The 19670-nt window shown below is 57.6% G+C and carries 18 protein-coding genes and 2 tRNA genes; 10 read left to right on the top strand and 10 right to left on the bottom strand.

Features of this window, described 5'->3' with window-relative positions; genetic code table 11:
* Positions 1-6: 6 nt before the first annotated feature.
* The 7 genes from G359_RS20825 to G359_RS17415 form a co-directional block, all read right to left on the bottom strand.
* Positions 7-1239 carry an acylneuraminate cytidylyltransferase gene (locus G359_RS20825; RefSeq protein WP_082073113.1) on the bottom strand — a complete coding sequence of 411 codons (1233 nt, stop codon included), beginning with the start codon at positions 1237-1239 and terminating at the stop codon, positions 7-9.
* A complete protein-coding gene (locus G359_RS17440) occupies positions 1236-2069 on the bottom strand; it encodes an SDR family oxidoreductase (protein WP_045837149.1) in 834 nt (277 codons plus the stop codon). The genes G359_RS20825 and G359_RS17440 overlap by 4 nt, the downstream gene beginning before the upstream one ends.
* Complete coding sequence (locus tag G359_RS17435) at positions 2062-3054, bottom strand: Gfo/Idh/MocA family protein (protein ID WP_371199103.1); 993 nt, start codon at positions 3052-3054, stop codon at positions 2062-2064. Before G359_RS17435 ends, G359_RS17440 begins: the two co-directional genes overlap by 8 nt.
* A 210-nt stretch (positions 3055-3264) precedes the next feature.
* On the bottom strand, positions 3265-4116 hold the full coding sequence (locus G359_RS17430; protein ID WP_045837148.1) for a phytanoyl-CoA dioxygenase family protein: 852 nt from the start codon (positions 4114-4116) through the stop codon (positions 3265-3267).
* Between the two features lie 65 nt (positions 4117-4181).
* Positions 4182-5735 carry a hypothetical protein gene (locus G359_RS17425; RefSeq protein WP_045837147.1) on the bottom strand — a complete coding sequence of 518 codons (1554 nt, stop codon included), beginning with the start codon at positions 5733-5735 and terminating at the stop codon, positions 4182-4184.
* Positions 5736-7266: 1531 nt separating this feature from the next.
* Positions 7267-7785, bottom strand: a complete 519-nt coding sequence (locus G359_RS17420; RefSeq protein WP_045837146.1) for a hypothetical protein — start codon at positions 7783-7785, stop codon at positions 7267-7269.
* 121 nt (positions 7786-7906) lie between these two features.
* A tRNA-Thr gene (locus G359_RS17415) sits at positions 7907-7981 on the bottom strand.
* 185 nt (positions 7982-8166) lie between these two features.
* Here G359_RS17415 and G359_RS17410 point away from each other — a divergent pair.
* The 5 genes from G359_RS17410 (at position 8167) to G359_RS17390 (ending at position 12150) form a co-directional block, all read left to right on the top strand.
* On the top strand, positions 8167-8349 hold the full coding sequence (locus tag G359_RS17410) for a hypothetical protein (protein ID WP_045837145.1): 183 nt from the start codon (positions 8167-8169) through the stop codon (positions 8347-8349).
* A 114-nt stretch (positions 8350-8463) separates the two neighbouring features.
* A complete protein-coding gene (murA, locus tag G359_RS17405) occupies positions 8464-9756 on the top strand; it encodes a UDP-N-acetylglucosamine 1-carboxyvinyltransferase (protein ID WP_045837144.1) in 1293 nt (430 codons plus the stop codon).
* A gap of 91 nt (positions 9757-9847) precedes the next feature.
* Positions 9848-10312 carry a DUF2948 family protein gene (locus G359_RS17400; RefSeq protein WP_045837143.1) on the top strand — a complete coding sequence of 155 codons (465 nt, stop codon included), beginning with the start codon at positions 9848-9850 and terminating at the stop codon, positions 10310-10312.
* Between the two features lie 35 nt (positions 10313-10347).
* Positions 10348-11646: a histidinol dehydrogenase gene (hisD, locus tag G359_RS17395; RefSeq protein ID WP_045838179.1), complete on the top strand. Its 1299-nt coding sequence runs from the start codon at positions 10348-10350 to the stop codon at positions 11644-11646.
* Positions 11647-11652: 6 nt separating this feature from the next.
* Positions 11653-12150, top strand: a complete 498-nt coding sequence (locus tag G359_RS17390; protein WP_045837142.1) for a UPF0262 family protein — start codon at positions 11653-11655, stop codon at positions 12148-12150.
* Here G359_RS17390 and G359_RS17385 read toward each other — a convergent pair.
* Together G359_RS17385 and G359_RS17380 are read right to left on the bottom strand one after the other, a co-directional pair.
* On the bottom strand, positions 12116-13447 hold the full coding sequence (locus G359_RS17385) for an adenylate/guanylate cyclase domain-containing protein (protein ID WP_045837141.1): 1332 nt from the start codon (positions 13445-13447) through the stop codon (positions 12116-12118). The genes G359_RS17390 and G359_RS17385 overlap by 35 nt on opposite strands.
* Before the next feature lie 32 nt (positions 13448-13479).
* Complete coding sequence (locus G359_RS17380) at positions 13480-14187, bottom strand: Crp/Fnr family transcriptional regulator (RefSeq protein WP_245280079.1); 708 nt, start codon at positions 14185-14187, stop codon at positions 13480-13482.
* A 166-nt stretch (positions 14188-14353) separates the two neighbouring features.
* Here G359_RS17380 and G359_RS17375 point away from each other — a divergent pair, with 166 nt between their 5' ends.
* The 3 genes from G359_RS17375 (at position 14354) to G359_RS17365 (ending at position 15486) form a co-directional block, all read left to right on the top strand.
* The gene (locus tag G359_RS17375) at positions 14354-15088 is read left to right on the top strand and encodes a Maf family nucleotide pyrophosphatase (protein ID WP_371199080.1); all 735 of its coding nucleotides are present in this window, start codon (positions 14354-14356) and stop codon (positions 15086-15088) included.
* Positions 15089-15096: 8 nt separating this feature from the next.
* On the top strand, positions 15097-15321 hold the full coding sequence (locus G359_RS17370; protein ID WP_045837139.1) for a DNA gyrase inhibitor YacG: 225 nt from the start codon (positions 15097-15099) through the stop codon (positions 15319-15321).
* Positions 15322-15410: 89 nt separating this feature from the next.
* Positions 15411-15486, top strand: a tRNA-Phe gene (locus tag G359_RS17365).
* A 111-nt stretch (positions 15487-15597) separates the two neighbouring features.
* Here G359_RS17365 and G359_RS17360 read toward each other — a convergent pair.
* Positions 15598-16107, bottom strand: a complete 510-nt coding sequence (locus tag G359_RS17360) for a tetratricopeptide repeat protein (protein WP_045837138.1) — start codon at positions 16105-16107, stop codon at positions 15598-15600.
* An 819-nt stretch (positions 16108-16926) separates the two neighbouring features.
* Here G359_RS17360 and G359_RS17350 point away from each other — a divergent pair.
* Both G359_RS17350 and G359_RS17345 read left to right on the top strand, forming a co-directional pair.
* Complete coding sequence (locus G359_RS17350) at positions 16927-17802, top strand: ParA family protein (RefSeq protein ID WP_045837136.1); 876 nt, start codon at positions 16927-16929, stop codon at positions 17800-17802.
* Positions 17803-18083: 281 nt separating this feature from the next.
* Positions 18084-19661 (top strand): glycosyltransferase family 2 protein, encoded by a 1578-nt coding sequence (locus G359_RS17345; protein WP_197077602.1) that lies wholly within the window; start codon positions 18084-18086, stop codon positions 19659-19661.
* The last annotated feature ends 9 nt before the right edge of the window (positions 19662-19670 follow it).

The raw sequence follows: 19670 nt of genomic DNA, 5'->3' as shown, positions 1-19670 counted from the left end.
TCTCTCCTATAAAAATGCTTTTAGTATTACGTCGCAAAATTCTCTGATCGCTCCGCGTCCACCCGGCCGCGTCAGTATGAGATGCGCATGAGGGAGCACAGCAGCGTGCGCGTCAGCCGGCACGACTGCACATCCAACAGCCTTCAAACACGGGAGATCGTTGACGTCGTTTCCAACAAAAATCGTGTTGGACATTGAGACACCTCGATCGACGCTCACCGTGCGGAGCGCTGCCAGCTTGTCATTCAGCCCCTGGAGATATTCCAGCCCGAGTTTCCGGCAGCGAGACGCGACAACGGGATTTGCTTCGGTCGACAAGACCACGAGCGGAATTCCAAGGCCTCGCAATTGGGAAATACCCAGGCCATCTCCGCGGTCGCAGGCAACGGCTTCCGTTCCATCTGAAAACACCAGTACGCGGTTGTCTGTGAACACCCCATCGAAATCAAAAACGATAAGATCGATGGTAGCTGGAAGCTTTGACTCTGAAGCCGAATTCCCCAGCCTTATTGGCCTATAGATATCGAGTGTCTCCGCGGCCATGGCACGGGCCGCGGCATCGAAATCCGCAATCGTATCGATATCGATGCAATAGGCCGGATCGACCATAATCGGGCGCACACGTCGACCGGTCAGCGATTGCTGTTCGAGAATCGTCCGCGTCCAAATCGCGTCGATATGGCCGGTTTGCCAAAGCACCTCGGGCAATTTTTGCCGCGGCAGGTTGTAGTGTTCATGCAGATTTGTATCGAGCAACGGCCTCATATATCCGCCTTCAGCCGGCTGCCACATCTTGTAGGGAGTTTGCTTGGGAGCAGTGACGCCTCGAACGGAGTCTGCTTTCTGATCGGATTCCAACAGCGATATCGCGTGGTCTATCAGTCCTCTTGGCCGCAAGGGAGTGGTGGGCCGCAACTGCACAACGATCTCCGGTCGATATCGCTCATTTTCCCAGAGCCAATCGAGCGCGTGTTGGAATAGCGGAAGATCCGGCGTGTCATCATCGGCAATTAACGCAGGGCGGCGAAAGGGAGCCTCGGCACCATAAGAACAGCCGGCGTCAGCGATCGCCTCGCTATCCGTCGAGACGATAGTGCGTGTTACCCTGGCGGCGCCGAGTGCACTGGCCACGCTGTAGGCGATCAGAGGATGCCCCTGAAGCGGCAGGAGATTTTTGTTCGGCAATCCCTTCGAACCGCCGCGCGCCTGGATGATCGCGAGTACTTCGGTTTGTTTCACCACACCGTCCAGCCCCCGTCGACCACAAGGTTCGCACCGGTCATGTAGGATGATGCGTCGGACACAAGAAAAAGAAGGGGTCCGTTCATCTCGTCCGCCCGCGCCATGCGACCTAGCGGAGAGCGACCGTTAAAGCGCCGCGTAAACTGTTCGTCATGACCGTCAAAAATACCGTGAGGGGTCAGCGTATTCACGCGAATGCCCGCCCCGCCCCAATAAGCTGCCAAATATCGCGTAAGGTGAGCGATGGCTGCCTTCGTGACGGCATAACTTGCGGGCTTGAATGCGCGCTGCTGCTCTTCGTCGTCACGTTGATACAAGCGCTGATCGGGAGCTACGAGGCCATAGGTTGAAGAAATGTTTAGAATGACGCCGCGCCCTGCGAGCGTCATGACCCGACCGGCGGCCTGCGCGCAGATAAAGGCCCCTGTGAGATTGACGTCGAGTGACTGCTGCCACGACGAAAGTGGAAAATCCTCAAAACTATTCGAAAGAGTGCTACCCCTTTCCGCGTAGGCTTTGGGATCGATGGCAGCGTTGTTGATCAATATGTCGAGCCGTCCCCAACGTGAGAGTGTGGCATCTATCATCGCTGCTACGTCTTCCTGACGCGTGACATCAACCTTCCATGCCATTGCCTCGCCGCCGACAGCATCAACAGCCGCTGTCGCTTCACCTTGCGCAGCGCATTCATCGATATCTGCAATAACCACACGCGCTCGTGCGAGAAGCAGTGTTCGAACAAATTGTCGGCCGAGTAGACCGGCGCCGCCCGTCAGCACGGCAACACGTCCGGATAAGTCAAAGAGTGGTGAAACGGGACTAAGCATCGATCTGGTCCGAAGCAACACGCCGCGCCTCCAACGCCATTTTGAGCACTGCAATGCCATCGGCTATTGGTATCTGCGGCTCGGTCCGGTCTCTCACACAATGTAGGAAGTGGTGCATCGCGTCTAAGAACATCGTGTTGCGTTCGAAACCATCCGGGACCCGACGCTCGATCATTTCACCTTGCGTCGGCCACCAACGCAATTCGCCCGCTTCGAAGTCGCAGATCGCACGCCCCCTGTCGCCCACCACGCTCAGCCGGTGTGTCGCCGGGCGTTGAACGTAATCGACGTGAGCATGAGCCAGGACGCCGTTCACGAATTCAACGTTGATGTCGCTCCAGTCTTCCCCGGCTGGAGTATCCAGGGACGACACGCGCCTCACCGACGCTTGAATTCGTCGCCACTCCCCGAAAAGATTGTGCAGGTAATCCAGCGGATGAATGAGAGTCAGTATCGCGCCCCCGCCTAATTCAGCGCGAGCACTATAGCTGTTTCGATGGTCCTCCCAGGGGTGCCAGCCAGGAAGGTACTCACCATACTCAGCAGCTGCTCCTGCGATACAGCCTAGTTGCCCACGGCAGATCATCGCGCGAAGTTCCACGAGCATTGGATGAAAACGAAATTGGCAACCGACCATCGCGACTAAATGCCGTTTGCGAATTGCAGCGAGCAGCCGATCAATATTCTTCAGATCGTGCCCAAGTGGCTTCTCAATATAAAGGTCGCAGCCTGCCTCGGCGGCTGCCAAGGCAATCTCCAAATGAGTAGCGCTTGGCGTTGTTACCACGATAATTTTGGGCTTATAACTCAGGGCCACTTCTAAGCTATGTGTAGACGGGAAATCAGCGATCTCGCGATCATTCAGAACGCCGAGACCACTTCGCAAAAACACAAATTTTCTATATCCAAGGGACCGTAGATTCCTGAAATGCCGTCGCCCCGCGGAACCAAATCCGGCGATTAAGATCGGAGCGGAGAGGCGCACATCAGGCACGATTGCAGCATCCCATCAAAGTTTCATCGTGGTGGTGGCCAAAAGCCGTCACCGGTTTAGTCAGCTCAGCAAGCCACCCGGTCCCTACAAGGTCGGCGAGAAGCCGAGCCACATCGCATGAAAAGCCTGTCGGGTTTCTCGAGCATCGCGGTAGTCGCCGTCCTTATCGAAGGCCGTACTAGCGACCTCGCTCACGCGAAATTAGTTTTTCGAGAATGTTGCAACTCCTCCGTCCAGTCGAAAGGGGCGTTTGGCACGAACTTCAATATGTATTGAGCACCGTTCTTGGCCCGCAACGCCTTGGAGCCGAGCGTGATATCCACATGTGTTCGCCACGACTAAAGTGTTGGCAGGACACACGACGACTGTTGCTTTTGGAAGTGAAGCGCGCTCGCGTGAGTTAACTCGTCGTGAGGGATCGTCGCCGGGCTTCATGGTCGTGCTGTGCTCGTACACACGGTAGAGGCGATTTGGTGTCAATTGGTGAGTATGCTCGACATAGGTGAGCGGCCCGCTCGCCATCGTAACATCTGTCAAATAAAACCATGCTTTGTGGCTCGTGAAGTAGATGTCGCTGTGAAGTTCAGTTTGCGGATCTCTTTTTTCCGTTTTCTCCCCCTGCGTGATGCGCTCGATCTTCGCGTATTGACCAAGATCACCAAGACGTCGCCGTTCCGCTCCCTCAAAAAGCGCTCTGAGGCGGAAATCGTTGAGAAATCGAACAAGCGCCGGCACGAGTGTTAAATCGAGATCAGACACGCGAATCCGCGCGTCACGGTTTGGCCCACTATCCCGAACGTAAGACCCTGGCCTGCTGCTCCCCGGGAGATCCATGCATTCAGCCCTCAGCGCGTTGAAATGATCGCCACTAAGGAAATCGTGCCAGAGGACAATGCCATTCCTCTCCACCTGGCGCACCTTGTCCTTTACGCTGGGCTCAATCGGTATGTGACGGCAACGGTGGACAAAACGAGCTCCCACCGACCTGAGCACCTGTAACCCCAACAGATTGAGTGGCTTGCTCTCGACGATTTTCTTGTCAGAGAAGAACATTCTGAAATCCTCATCGTATAGTCGCTGACACAGCTCTACGAGCGCCGCGGACCTGAAATTGATCCCTATGCGCCTTGTGGGCGACGGCTAATCTTGATCGTAAAATCTAACCAGCGCCTGGCGGCCCCAAGGGCATTGGCGTTGTACTGCTTGGGCGAGCCGCGTATCCGTCCTGCAGCTCGAGCGGGCGGCAGTAGAAAATCCTCGGCATCGGACCACGTCGCCCAGTCTGCAAATGCATTCAAGTCTTTCGCCTCGATCCAGTCTCTCAGTGTGCGGTTGCGAATGTGCACGCCACTGTAGAAAGCGTCGACGCCGTATTTTTTATTGTATTCTAACGTAACGGTGGACAGTGGAAGGGGGCGCAGCCGGAACAATGCAAATGCATAGCGATTGGCGAGTTCCGTTTGCTCCGCTGACAATGGTGGGATCTCGTGCACCCGCGCCACCTTGGCCAAATATTCTTCTCTGGTTTCTGAGTCGATAGTGAACCCTCTTCCATCGTAGCGTCCTGTTCCACATGTAAGCACTGGGATGCCCAAGCGCGCCGCCTCGAGTCCAGCTGTTCCACGGACGGTCAATCCCCAGTCCATTAGAGGAAAGATTGAGTAGGTGCTGACTTTGACGTCGGCCGGTATCAGCTTCACATGCGATGGGAGCACGCCAATTCGTTCGCGCAAGATGCGAACTTCACTTGGCTCGACTGTTTCAAAGTCAATTTCGCTTTTGCCGACGTGGGCAGGATGGATTTTAATTAGCCATTGCACTTGAGTGTTGGCACATGCGACCCGCACAGTCTCGACAAGCCATTCTTCATAGTCATTGAACAAGTCACGGCCACGGCCAAACGATGCATCCCAAGCAATGTGAGCAAAAACGACGGCGAGCTTCTTAGAGTTGTCAATTCCGAGGGCAGAACGCACGCACGCAGCGTCAACAACTGGCCTTTCGAATTGTGTCGCAGTTTCACCATACCAGTCGCCGGCCGAATATGAACCGAAGAGCTCGTCCTCAACCTCCTGAGAATAGGACGCATTCCACGCCATATTCTTCACCAACTGCCAGGATGGCTCTGACAGAGAATTCAAATCCGAGTCACGATTGGCGATCGTGTACCGCTTTAACATGAGAGTGTTGTTCTTGTGCCCCGGAAACCAGCGTATGAACGGAATGCCGGCGGCAAGCGCGGTATCAAAAATCTCGCCTTTCGGCGTATAAACAGTATCTACCGCAAGCACCAATTTTGGCGACGTGGCAGCGATGACGGCTGAGGCGGCTTGAGCGGCAGCCATTGAGTTCGCGAGATACGTCACAAGAAGTTCCCGAATCTCACGCGATCGAAAGTCTATGCTGCCGATGCGCTGGCGCCGGCGCGTACTAGAAATAGCGTGGCCGCCCACACGAACGCCGCCAACTTGAAGTGCCTTCAAATCCTCAAGTGAGTGACAGGAAGCAATTGCAGCTTCGGCACGTTCGGTAAAAATCGCCGGGTCGGGCAGATGATCGGACCATTCATATATCTCGGTCGGACCAAGTATTTTGTAGTACGTCTTCAGAACTTCGGGTTGCATCATGATGACTGGGATCGGATTCCACCCGGCCACCGAGAGTGCCTTCATCAGGCACAATTCTGTCTCTGTGCGCGGCGGAGCGCCGCTGATGAATAATGCGCGAGGTGCTTGCCAATCTGGCGGCGGAAGCGGGACTGCCAGTGCACGCCGATAGGCTGCGCTAAACGTGTGAGATCGCCTCTCCAACGCACCCAAACGCCGCTCCCACGCTTTATTATCCTGCATTCACCTTGGTCCCCAGCTTTAGATTATCCTGCGAGACAATTTCGGGTCCGGCGCATGGGAGAAGTGAGTCGGCAAGAGGCCGACGCTCGCATAAAAATATAGCTCTGTGATAAGTTTCGCTTGCCGGTCGGCGAGTTCCAAAAGCTGCGCAGTAAGTTACGAATGCTGTAGAAATAAGAAGATGCGAAATGCCGTAAGTTACGGCCCCAACAACAAGACTAATCTGTCAGCGTGCCGGAGGTCGTCGGACCAGCTGCTGAGCACAGTCAGAATTTTGCCGTTCATCGGCTCCAATATAAAATTGCCGAACCCTCAGAAATAAATGTAACTCTGTCCAACATTAGGCGGGCGCGGTTTTCGCTACAAGCGTGACCGAACTAGTACAGTTATTTCTAAGTGGAAAAATCTCCAATTCAGAATTGCGACATCACCGCTCCAAAGCTTGCAACAAAGATTTTTTCCTTTCTTCGAGACCACCCGCAAATGGGCCGGGCGAACGCAGTGCGTTTTTCGATGCAGGCTGTTCTTGCGGATGCGCAAACAACTGAGGACGCAGAGCCGAGGAATTGGGGACCTTTTATCCTTGTTGGAGATGGACGTGCGCCCGTAACTACGGAGTAGTTTGGGGTACGCAATCCTCAGTGTTGTTATGCATTGTTCCGCGCGGGCTCTCCTGGCGCCGTCATTCGCCGGGTTTCGGGGGAGCAATCGAGCGCTTTCTGTACTCGGTCTTAGGTGAAGTGCTCCGCCCCAGTGTGTTGGCCCCCTCACGCGAGACGGACACGCACGGCCAGACCGGAACCAGTTCAAAGGCATCCTATTCCGGCTTAGTGTCCGTCCTCACCAACATGTGAATTACGGAGCACTACGGGATTACCCGGAGCTTCACGGAACGCGGAACAACCCGATTGAAGCAGTGAAGAAGCTCTGCAATCGATGGGGAATGGATCAGGTCTCGACCGCAAAATTTACCGTTGAGGATGTTGAGATGGCAATGGAGTACATAGCCTATCTCACTGTGCATGCTTCGCCGAGTTACGGGATTTGGATATCTCCGCTGGAGCGGGCCCTTGAATAGGCCCGTCACGATGATCCAGTCGCGAGAGCGGCGAAACTTGTGGCCGCTATACGCGCGAAGGTGGCGTGAAGACAATTTTCTTGAGCCACCGTTGGCGGTGTTCGAGCGTCGTGCCCTCCCCGTACATGTGGGAGTGGCCCATAATCTCCTTTTCGATATCTTTTGGCGCCTCGGCGGCACGTAGTCTGTCGGCAAGTGTGTGGCGGAGCGAATAGAGGGTCTGGCCCTCTTTTTGGATAAGCTGGCGGCGATCGAGCGCCTTCTTGACGGCAGCGCTCAGACTATCGGCGCGATCGAAATACTTGGGATTTGTGAGACCCGAAGACCGTCCTCAGGTGTCCTGGACATGAGGTCATCCGGCAGCCCGGCCGCCAACATGATGTCGGGAAGGATTTGCGCGGGGTCAATGGAAATGACGTTTTCCAGCCGTCTGCCGTTGGTGACGGTCTTGAGTCTTTCGATGAGGTTCGGGAGGCCTTGAGAGAAGAGTTCGGTCAATGAGAGGACGGGAACTTCGAGGTTCGGCGCTTTTTTGACGGCATCAAGGGCCGCCAGCGAGGCTTTGGGATCATGACCGGCGGTGATGTTTTTCCAATAGGTGTGGAGCTGGTCGTTAAGCGCTTTCACCTTTTGCCGGGTGACAATTCCACGTGGGTCCTGCGCCACTCGGATGCCCGTGCTGATCTTGACGAACTTGCGCCTGTCGATTGCGGCGTAGTCCGACGGGACTCGCCGGACAAGACACCAATAGCCGTCACGGTTGATGGGGTCGGGGAGCTGCGGTTTGTTGCCCAAAGGGGACTCCGATGAGTGATGTCATCGTCGTTCTCTCAGAGGGTTTTGTTGCCGTATATGTTGACTGCGTACAACACGGAGCAAGAAACCTTGATTTCCAAGGGTTTTTGAGCATTTAGGCTGGTGCTGCCGGAGGGGATTGAACTCTCGACCTCTCCCTTACCAAGGGAGTGCTCTACCACTGAGCTACGGCAGCTGAAGGCGAATGCCTCAAAGAATCGGACATCCCAGGGGCGTCGCGTTGGTACGCTCCTGCTTCGGGCGGGCGGACACTGCCACAAGGCTTGACGGCGAGCAAGACCGAAAGCCAAGCTGCTAACAGGCGGGGCCGGCAAATTAAAATTGAAGCCGGCGACACGTGCGGAGGGCGAGAGACCGATCATGACGGGCAATTTCCAGCCAAAGCGGCCAGGAAACGCAGGTATTGGGAAAGGTGCCGGCAAGCTCACGCGCCAGGATCGGCTCGCTGAAGAGCTCAGGGCCAACTTGAAGCGGCGCAAGGCCGCGGCCCGGCGCCAGAGTGTAGAGGGCGGCGACCCTCCTCCGGACAAGAACGAGTCCTAGGCTCCTCTGTCGTAAAAGCCGCTTGCTCAGGGTGGCGGGCAACCTTTAATCACCCTTTGCTTGGCGCGGGATCGAGATTCGTTCCCGTTTTCATCACGGAGACAATAGGCTTACATGGATCGGATCAAAATCGTCGGCGGGAAGCCGCTAAGCGGTACAATTCCGATTTCAGGAGCCAAGAACGCGGCATTGCCGCTTCTGATCGCGAGCCTTCTTACCGAAGACCGCCTGACGCTGAAGAACGTGCCCAATCTGGCTGACGTCAATCTCCTGGTGCGCATTCTGCGCAATCATGGCGTCGATCTGGCGGTGGACGGCAAGCGGCCCGGTCCTCCCAGCCATCTCGGCGACACCATCCATCTGACGGCGCGCGATATCGTCGATACGACGGCGCCTTATGAAATGGTCTCGCGGATGCGGGCGAGTTTCTGGGTGCTCGGACCTCTCGTCGCGCGCATGCGCGAGGCACGCGTGTCATTGCCCGGCGGTTGCGCGATCGGCACGCGACCGGTCGACCTGCATTTGATGGGCCTCAAGGCGCTGGGCGCGGAAATCGATATCGACGCGGGCTATGTCATCGCGCGGGCCCCGAAAGGACTTCACGGCGCGCGCATCGTGTTCCCGAAAGTGTCGGTCGGGGCGACCCATAACGTTCTCTTGGCCGCGGCGCTGGCCAAGGGCGAAACGGTCATCGAAAACGCGGCGCGTGAGCCCGAAATTGGCGACGTCGCCCTTTGCCTCAGTAAGATGGGCGCGACGGTTGAAGGAATCGGCACATCTACACTCCGGATTCAGGGGCGCGATCGTCTCGAGGGCACGGTGCACACGGTGCTGCCGGACCGTATCGAAACCGGTACATTTGCGATGGCGGTTGCCGCGACGGGTGGCGACGTGACGCTCGAGGGCGCGCGTCTGCGGGATCTCAAGGTGGCACTCGAGGTTCTTGCGGACACCGGCACGTCGATCCAGGAAACGGAAACGGGCGTGCGCGTTTCACGAAATGGCGGCGGTATTGCTCCGGTATCGGTCGAGACCGAACCGTTCCCCGGTTTTCCGACAGACCTGCAGGCGCAACTCATGGCGCTGCTCACCCGCGCGTCGGGTACAAGTGTCATCCGCGAGACGATTTTCGAAAACCGTTTCATGCATGTGCAAGAGTTGGCCCGTCTCGGCGCCGATATTCAGCTGCACGGCGATACGGCGACAATTAAGGGCGTAAAAGCTCTGAAGGGCGCGCCCGTCATGGCGACCGATCTCAGGGCGTCGGTTTCGCTCGTCATTGCTGGCTTAGCCGGCGAAGGCGAGACGATCATCAACAGGGTTTACCATCTCGACAGAGGGTTCGAGCAGCTCGAACGGAAATTGAGCGCTTGCGGTGCGGAGATAGAGCGCGTCGCCAGCAGCTGATGCCCGGCTCCCAAGTTGCAGCTTTCAGGATGTGTTTGTAACACTCTGCGATATAAGCCTTTCAGGCCGTTCAGCGGAGACCTTCGAACTGATGCCGGACCTCAAGCTCATTGCCTTCGATGCGGAAGATCTGGGCGTCATCTCGGCTCAACTGCAGGACGCCGTTCTGCGCGTCGGCGATATGAAATATCTGCCGAAGGAAAAGCGCTTCGTCGGTATCGCCAATCGGTTTGACTGGCAGAAACTGGCGGAGAATCCACAGACTGCGCAGACGGGCGACTTCGAGCGGCGCCGTTGCGGCGTTCGTTTCGAGCGGGTCAACAGCGTCAAAGTTCACGGATTTGATCTCAAGGATCAGCGGGCCGCGCTGGCGCTGCTGGCCGTGACGTATGAACCCACAGCCGGCGCAGAATCGCCCGAAGGCGATGTCACGTTGACATTTTCCGGCGGTGCGGCCATTCGGCTGGGCGTCGAGTGTATCGAGATCGAATTGAAAGACCTCGGGGCGGCGTGGGCGACCAAGCACTCGCCGCAGCACCCCGAAGACGCAGACTGATTTCGCTCGACCGCTTGTCTTGAGGAATGATGCCGATGCCTGTCCGGCTCAATAGCAACGATAAAAATTTCGAAGCCGGCTTCGTGGAGCTTCTCGGACTGAAGCGCGAAGTCTCGGCCGATGTCGACAACGCGGTTCGCGCCATCATCGACGATGTCCGGGCGCGCGGCGACGCGGCGCTCGTGGATCTTTCTCTCAAGTTCGACAGAGTCGATCTTCGCAAGACTGGACTTGCGGTGACTGCCGCCGAAGTCGAAGAAGCCTATGCCGCGTGCTCGAAAGAAACGCTCGATGCGTTGACCTTCGCGCGTGACCGCATTGCCGATCATCACAAGCGGCAACTGCCGTGTGACGATCGCTATACGGATGCGGCGGGCGTCGAACTCGGTCATCGCTGGACGGCGGTCGAATCCGTCGGGCTTTATGTTCCGGGCGGTCTCGCATCTTATCCGAGTTCGGTGCTGATGAATGCCGTGCCCGCGCAGGTCGCAGGCGTGCCGCGCATCGTCATGGTCGTGCCGTGCCCGAGCGGCGAACTCAATCCGCTCGTTCTGGCAGCTGCAAAAATCGCGGGCGTCTCGGAGATCTATCGCATCGGTGGCGCGCAAGCTGTTGCGGCACTCGCCTACGGCACAGAAACGGTTCGGCCGGTCGTCAAAATCGTCGGCCCGGGCAATGCGTGGGTCGCGGCGGCGAAGCGGCAAGTGTTCGGTCAGGTCGGTATCGATTCAATCGCCGGTCCGTCCGAAGTTCTGGTCATTGCCGACAAGAACAACGATCCCGAGTGGATCGCGTCCGATCTTCTTGCGCAGGCCGAACATGATACAGCCGCGCAATCGATTTTGATGACGGACGATGAAGCGTTCGCGGACGCCGTCGAAAAGGCCGTACGCCGCCAGCTCGAAACTTTGCCGCGCGGAAATATCGCGGGCGAGAGTTGGAACACCTTCGGCGCCACAATCATTTTAGGTTCGCTCGGAGAGGCCGTTGACTTGGCCGATCGCGTTGCGGCCGAGCATCTCGAAATCGCGACGGCGGATGCGGAAGATCTTGCGATGCGCATTCGAAATGCCGGGGCGATTTTCATCGGTAGCGTAACGCCTGAGGTCATCGGGGATTATGTTTCCGGTTCCAACCACGTTCTCCCCACGGCGCGCAGCGCGCGCTTCTCATCGGGTCTCGGAGTTCTCGACTTCATGAAGCGAACATCGATCCTGAAGCTCGATCGTGCCGCTCTCGAAAAGATCGGGCCTGCGGCCATGACGCTCGCGAGGGCGGAAGGCTTGGAGGGCCACCGCCGGTCTGTCGAAATCCGTCTCGAAAAGGCAGGTTGATTTTCGATGGATCAAACGGTCGCCGCTCAAGAGAAAAGCCGGGATCGCCTCATCGACATTACGCTCGACGCAAAATCGCTTGGGCGCGCCAATTCAAATATCGAGCACGAGCGTGAAGTCGCGATTTTCGATATTCTGGACGGCAATGCCTTCCGCGTTGATGGTACGGATGCAGGCCCCTACAAGCTCAATCTCTCGCTGGCGGACGACCGGCTTTTGTTCGCGATCAGTCCTTCGAGCGACGGAGACGTCGTTGAGCATACGATTGCGCTCACGCCGCTGAAGCGCATCGTCAAAGACTATTTCATGATCTGCGAATCCTATTACGAGGCCGTCCGTACGGCGCCTCCGGCTCGTATTCAGGCGATCGACGTCAGCCGTCGCGCGCTTCACGACGAGGGCAGCGTGCTGCTCAAGGAAAAGCTGCTGCCGAAGATTATCGTCGATGACGACACGGCGCGGCGGCTGTTCACGCTCGTGTGCTCGCTGCACTGGAAGGGCTGACGGTAGCGCCGCTCGTCGCTATGCGGCCAAGCAAGAACCAGGACTCCTGCGGTCCCACTCCCTTTATTTCGATGACGCCGCGCGGTTCGATTGCGAATGCGTCGCTTAAGGCTGCGTAGCACGACGGGCAAATCGCAATACGGCCGGGAACGCTCGATTGCTCGAGACGGCTCGCGAGATTGACCGGGTCTCCCCACACGTCATAGCTGAATTTGTTCTTGCCTATGATGCCCGCCATCATCGGTCCACTCGCCATGCCGATGCGGACATTCAGCGGAACGTTCTCGGCGGCGCTCACCTCTTTGACGGCGAGGACAATGTCGAGCGCCATTGCGGCGAGTGCGTGCGCGTGGTCCTTACGCGGGACCGGCACGCCGGATGCCACCATGTACGCGTCGCCGATCGTCTTTATCTTCTCGACACCGTGGCGTTCGGCAAGCTCATCGAATGCGCTGACGAGCCTGTTCAAGAGCGCCACCGTCTTCTCGGGCCCAAGGCCGCGCGCCATGCTGACGAAACCGGTGATGTCCGCAAACAAGACAGAGGCTTCGGAGAAGCCGTCGGCGATGGTTTCGCCCGGCGATGCCTTGAGCCGTTCGACGACGCTGTCGGGGAGCACGTTGCGGAGCACGGATTCCGTTTCGGCTTTGGCGCGCTCGAAAAGGTCGAAGGCGTAGTACACGCAAGCTGCGATCAAGCCGAAGGTGGTGACGGCGCCCTGGATGTAGAGCGAGCTTATAATTGGGTCGTCATCCTTGAGCTGCACGGCTTCCATTGGGAATTGAAACCACGCGATCAAATGCAAGACCAACGCGGCGAAGACAATGGAAAGGATCAGCCAGAAACGGCGCGCTTCAAAAATGACGAAAGGGGCTGCCGCCGCTACTACGTATTGCAACGGCGCGCCTCCGAGACGTCCGAAGAATGAGGTGAAGCCGATCAACGCGACGAATTCCGCGAAAACGAGGAGAAGTCCTCCCGCGAGTTCGTTGATCCGATGCATGAAGGGTACGAGCGCGACGAGGAACGCGAGCGCGAGGTTGATGTAGACGACGGGCATCATCTCCTTGTTGCCCGATGCCCAAAGTTGAATGGCGTAAATGCACGTCGTCACAACGACGAGGGACGAGAAGACGTTGACAATCTTCAGCCGCCGCTGAATTTCCGGCGGATAGCCCTCGATGCCGAAACTTGCAACGCGGCGGATGAAAGAGCGGATCGCACGCAATGCGCCCGCGACCGGCGCCGGCAGAATTGCCGGTCGTGTTTGCCGTTTTTGCCGATCGATGATCGTCATTTGTGTCGCCCGGCGAATGCGTGCAAAGGCGGCTATTCCTTTTCGTCGAGGCGGCCGATGCCGCTCAACGCCGCGATATCGCACACGACCTGCTGACCCCGGCGCTCTATGGCGCCTTCCGATTCAAGTAAGCCCAGAGCCGCGTTGACCTTGGGGCGGCTCGCCCCCACGAGTAGAGCGAGCTCGCTTTGCGAAATCGGTAATGCGAGCGAAATCTTCTCGGCTTTGCCGGCGGGATCCTTCTGGCGTACCGCTGCGAGGAAGAAGCGCGCGAGCCTTGCCTCGATTGGATGCAGGGCGATGGCTTCGAGCTGCTCGTCGGCGTCGCGCAATCGTCCGGCGAGAAAGCGCACGGCTGCTTCGCCGACGGCGGGGCGCGATCCGAGCAAACGGAGAAACGCGGCCTTCGAGAGCATCAGCGTCTCGACCTTGTTGACCGCCGTCGCGTCGGCCGAACGGGGCCTTCCGTCGAATACGGCAAGTTCTCCAAATATCGATGGCGCTTCGACATGGGCGAACGAGAGTTCGCGCCCGTCGGACGTCAGCACCGACAGCCGGACGCGGCCCTTGGTCACGATATGCAGTTCGGACCCCGGCTGACCGCGCGAAAAAATGATCTGGCCGGGCTCATAGGCGGCTTCCCGCACTTCGATGGCGACGGCCTTGCGGCTCGGCTCATCGAGGGTGCCGAAAAGCGGCGTTCGAGCAAGGATGTCCGCCGGGTCCGGTCTCAGAGCCATTGCCGCCATCAATTTTGTTAAAGAATGCGCTATTCATGCCCTGTTTTGTTGCCCGCTGCAACGCGGGCGGCTCTTGCTAACGGCGCAAGCCTTCGGTCATTGTCCGCCAACGGCTGGTTCGCCTGACGTTTATGGTCCCCTGGTCACGATTATGATAACGACAATTATGAGCAGTTTTCTTCCTTCCTTCGCGCGCTCCGAGGCGCCCGGCCGTGAAACGCTGCGGCGAACGCTGGCGCGGGAAATGGCGCAGACCAAGACCGAAATCGAGCGGCCGCAACTCGTTCTGGCGAGCGCCAGTCCGCGGCGCGTGACGCTCCTGGCGCAAGTCGGGGTCACGCCTGATGCCTTGCGGCCGGCGTCGATCGACGAGACGCCGAAGCGGGGAGAGATGCCGCGCGCGCTTGTTTCGAGGCTCGCGCGGGCGAAGGCCGAGGTTGCGCGGAACCAGATCGCGAACGATCGGGATCTCGCCGGGGCGTACATTCTCGCCGCCGATACGGTCGTCGCGATGGGCCGGAAGGTTCTGATGAAGCCGACGCACATCGAAGAAGCGATGGCGTCTCTACAACTTCTGTCGGGCCGCACGCATAAGGTTCAGACCTGTATCTGTCTGATCACGCCGGACGATCGGGTTCGCACCAAGATCGTCGATACGCGAGTGCGCTTTCGCTACATCAACCGGTCAGAGCTTGAATCCTATATCGCGTCGCGTGAATGGCGCGGCAAAGCCGGAGGCTATGCCATTCAAGGGCTCGCCGGTTGCTTTGTTCAGCGGCTCATCGGCTCCTATACGAACGTTGTCGGCCTGCCGCTGACCGAGGTCGTCAGCCTCCTCAACTCGGAAAAGTTTCCGATCCAGTACAATTGGCTGAAATACGCCGAAGTCGATCGCGATTGAGCGCGCCAATGGCTGCGTCCCGTTCCGCCAGTAAGCCTTTGCGTTGTCCTATCTGCGGAAAGGACGCGGTCGAAGCCTATCGCCCGTTCTGCTCGAAGCGCTGCGCGGACATCGACCTCGCGAAGTGGTTCAGCGGCAGCTACGCGATTGGCGGCAGGGAAGAAGACGAGGGCGATGACCCGTCGGCGAAAGGCCCGTCCCAGCGACCAAATGGCGAAGATGAAGAAGACTGAAATTCTGAGTGTTGAGGTGCTTGCATCCTGCGGATCACGCCCCTATAAGACCCCTCTACTTCGCTCGGGGCTCAGCGCCGCGGAGGCAGGCCCAGGTAGCTCAGTTGGTAGAGCATGCGACTGAAAATCGCAGTGTCGCTGGTTCAATTCCGGCCCTGGGCACCATAGCCCTCAAAGCTCTCGTATCGAGATCGCAGAAATTCCATCGAACTGAAGATCAGCTATCGCGCGCCAGTGCGCGAGCGGACTTCGATCAAGGCACGGCGTCTGCCGTCGTCAGGGCGAGGCGCCTAATCGCTTCAAGCCTTCGGACGCTGCGGTGAGCGTCGGCTCGAGCTGCAACGCGGCGCGGAAGTCAGCGATGCTCGCGTCGCGTTCGCCAATCATCTCGTTGGCCAACGCCCGGTTGAGGAGCGCGGGCGACATGTCAGGGGCAAGTTCAAGCGCCTTGGTAAAATCGGCTATCGCTTGGCGCGGTTTCCGCAAGTCGAGGTATACGTTGCCGCGATTGTAATACGCAAAGTTGTTGGCCTGGTCGGCGTGAATGGACGCGGTGAAGTCTGCCAGGGCCTTGGTGTTTTCCCGACGCTGCGCATAGGCGATGGCCCTATTCATATAGGCGGTCGAAAGCGCATCGGTCAGCATCGTGCGTTGGATGACCTGGGTGCATCCCTTTATCTGTCGGGGTAGATTGGACCCATCGTTACAGTCGGATGCGGCGTCCGCGCGAGCGTCTACTGATGCGAGGATGAAAATGGCGGCTGCTACTCGGATTACGCGCTTCACTACGTGAGAGCCTTGTCGCTTGGGGTCAGCTACGAATAGCGACCGAATATTTATTGCCGTCTATACTACTGCGCCGTGTGCCTGACGGTTTCGCACCAACTCCGAAGCCAGTCTCTTCGGAGCGGGATTAAATTTTCATGACTCACGTGGCGGTGCCTCATCATCGGGCCGGTCGGCCGTGCAGCACGTTCTAATAGTGGGCGTGAGGTCGTGAATAGTCCAGCCATGAGACGCGCGCGGCATATTTTTATTTTGCTGCAAAATTGGTGAACCAAAGAAGCCTGCGATCCGGTGCGAGATAAATTTCACGCGATCTGCTCGGCCAGTCCGAAAACGGGTAGCCACAGGATAAGCGCAATCGGCCCGCAAATCTCGGCCCTTACGATTTTGCGATTCTCCCAGAGGAAAAATCGATGGGTATTCTTGGTTGGATGAGCAAGCGCGCACCGCAGGCCGTTAACGAGGGGGCCGAAGTAGAGCGACCGAACAAGCGGCCCAAGATCGACAAAGAGGCAGCGGCGGAGCGCGCGCGCAAAAACAGCCCATGGCGTTTCGATGACGGTCCGTCGCGGCGCCCTCCCAGCGACAATAAGAAATAGGCTGGTCGCATGGGCGCTGGAATTTGGACGCTAGCATTTGGGCCAGCCTCCACGTAGTGTTCCGCGGAACTGGGTGGGACGTTGTTTGCATGCTCGAATGTCGGCTTTACGAGCCTGTCTTTGCGTTTAGCGTGTGTCGTCACTCCGATCGGCTGAGACCGCTGCGAGGCGATGATTTTCATCGTATGGGTCGAACCATAGTAGCCGCGGACGCGGGTCGATGAGCGTTACGATCGCGATCGCCAACCCAAAGGGTGGCGTGGGCAAATCACTGACCACGATGATGCTCGCAGACGGCTTGGCGCTTTCCTATGGCGCGCGGGTGCTAGTTCTCGACGCCGATCCGCAAGCCGGAGTTACGAAGGCGCTTCTCAGCATCGACGCCGAGCAGCAATTGCGGCAACGCCAGATCGGCTTGGCCGCCATGCTGCAAGCTTTCGCCGGCGGGCGGAGTATGCGTCTGGCCTCGCATCGAGTCGCAGCGGGCGATTTGATCGAGCTTCGTGACAGGCAGACGGGATACATCGACATTTTGCCGTCGAACCACGAGCTCCTCAAAGAGATGGCGGAGTTCGAGCATGTAGCCCGGCGAAAGAAGCGCAAGGACCGGCTTGATGTTCTGCTTTCCGGCGCGCTCCGATCCGAGCTTTCGAAAATCGATGCGAGCTACGACGCCATTTTGATCGATTGTCCTGCGGGTCCAGGCGTTCTCGGGCTTGCGGCGATGAGGCTCGCCGAACACATTTTAGCGCCCACGAGCTTGGAGACGAATGCGTATTCGACGCTTACGGATTTCTTGAAATTCATTCTGGCCGACGATCTCGATCTTGCGTCGCAGGTGAAGGTTCATCCGTTGATCACGCAGTATCAGGCAACGAACACGGTGCAGCGTGAGATGTTGCATCACATCAAACAGGGTCTGCATCATCTCAACGCGATTGCCCGGCCCGTCCCCTATACCAGCGCTTTGCAGAATGCGGCTACCCATCCGGGGCTAGGCGTGTTTCGCTCGGCGCGCGAGAAATACGGGAGTGCTCTCCCTGAGGTCGTTGCGCTAACAAAGGCGGTGGTCGAGCGAATTAGTTCGACCAGTTGAGTAGCTAGATTTCCGAGAAAGTCATATGTCCATTTTTTTCAAATAATGGGTGCAGGAAAATTATGCATAGCGGCCTGAAACTGAGGCTTCGCGCATTTTGGCGACATCCTGCCAACAGATCGAAGCGAAGGGCCTTCATCGCGAAGATCAAACAAATAGGCGACGCTCCGCACAGCTACTCATCATGGATAAACCGCCATGATTTTGATTTTTATCGGGACCGGAAGGCGGTTCTTGATCGGATAGCGCGGCTCAGGAACCAGCCGCTCATATCGATCGTAATGCCAGTTTATAATACGCCCGAAAAGTACTTGCGGGAGGCCATTGAGAGCGTCAAACGGCAGCTCTACGAGAATTGGCAGCTTTGCATCGCGGATGATTGTTCGACGGTTCCGCACGTCCGGGCGCTGCTGGAGTCATACGCAGCTGGCGACCCCAGGATCAAGGTCGTCTTCAGAACTGAAAGCGGACATATTGCTAGCGCGACCAACTCTGCGTTCGCGCTTGCGGACGGCGAGTGGATCGCTTTGGTTGACCACGACGACGTTCTTAGAGAGCACGCGCTTGCCGAAGTCGCGTTCGAGATTTCTCGGTATCCCGAAGCTGAACTCATCTATAGCGATGAAGACAAGCTGGATGCCGACGACCAGCGCTACGATCCCTACTTCAAGCCCGATTTTTCGAGAGAGCTTTTCCGTTCACAAAATTATTTGAACCACCTCACGGTTCATCGCGCGCGGAACATACGTGCGGTCGGCGGATGGCGTTCTGGATACGATGGGAGCCAGGACTACGATCTTTCTCTGCGGATTTTCGAGCGGGTCGATCAGAAGAACATTCGGCACATCCCGAAAATTCTCTATCATTGGCGTGCGGCGGAAGGGTCCGCGGCATCCTCGGTCGATGCGAAAAACTATGCCTATTCCGCGGGTTTGAGAGCGCTGGAGGAACATGTGGAAAGGATCGGACTTGCAGCAAAGGTCGAGCCGGCCCCGAACACACCTTTCTACCGTATGCGGCTCGAGCTGCCCAATCCAAATCCGCGGGTCAGTCTCATTATTCCTACGCGTGATAAAGTCGATCTCTTGCGAGCTTGCGTAAACTCCATTCGCGATAAGACGACATACGGAAATTATGAGCTCATTATCGTCGATAATGGTTCAAGGGATTTAAAAGCGTTGCAGTATTTGGCGGAGATCCAGGGGATGCCGCACTGCCGCGTGCTGCGGTTCGATGGACCGTTCAACTATTCGGCGATCAATAATTTTGCCGTCGAGCATTCCGACGCGCCGCTGATCGGTCTCATAAATAATGACGTCGACGTCATATCACCAGAGTGGCTTACGGAGATGGCCTCGTGGGCTATGCAGCCCGATATCGGCTGCGTCGGTGCCAAGCTATATTATCCAGACGGCACGCTGCAGCATGGGGGCGTGATCATGGGCATTGGCCGTGTGTCGGGCCACTCGCACAAGCACTTCCCCCGAGATCATGCCGGATATTTTTGCAGACTGCGGATCTTGCAAAATCTTTCCGCGGTTACGGGAGCCTGTCTCGTCGTTCGAAGAGAGATCTTCAAAGAGGTTGGCGGCCTGGATGACAAGAACCTGCCTGTCAGCTTCAACGACGTGGACTTCTGTCTGAAGGTTCGTGCGGCGGGTTATTTCAATGTCTGGACGCCCTATGCGGAACTCTATCATTTGGAGAGCGTCTCACGCGGCTCAGATGCGTTGCCCCAAAATGTCGAGCGTGCGCGGCGCGAGACCGCGTACATGAGATCGAAATGGAGGTCCGCCGAAGAAGATCCCTATTATTCCGTCAACCTGACGAAGGATTTTGAAAACTTCGGATATCGCTAGGTCCGGTCG

It is taken from the genome of Hyphomicrobium sp. 99 (assembly GCF_000384335.2).
GTDB lineage: Bacteria > Pseudomonadota > Alphaproteobacteria > Rhizobiales > Hyphomicrobiaceae > Hyphomicrobium_B.
Note: the sequence above shows the minus strand (reverse complement) of the source record. Positions and strands in the feature narration are given on the sequence as shown.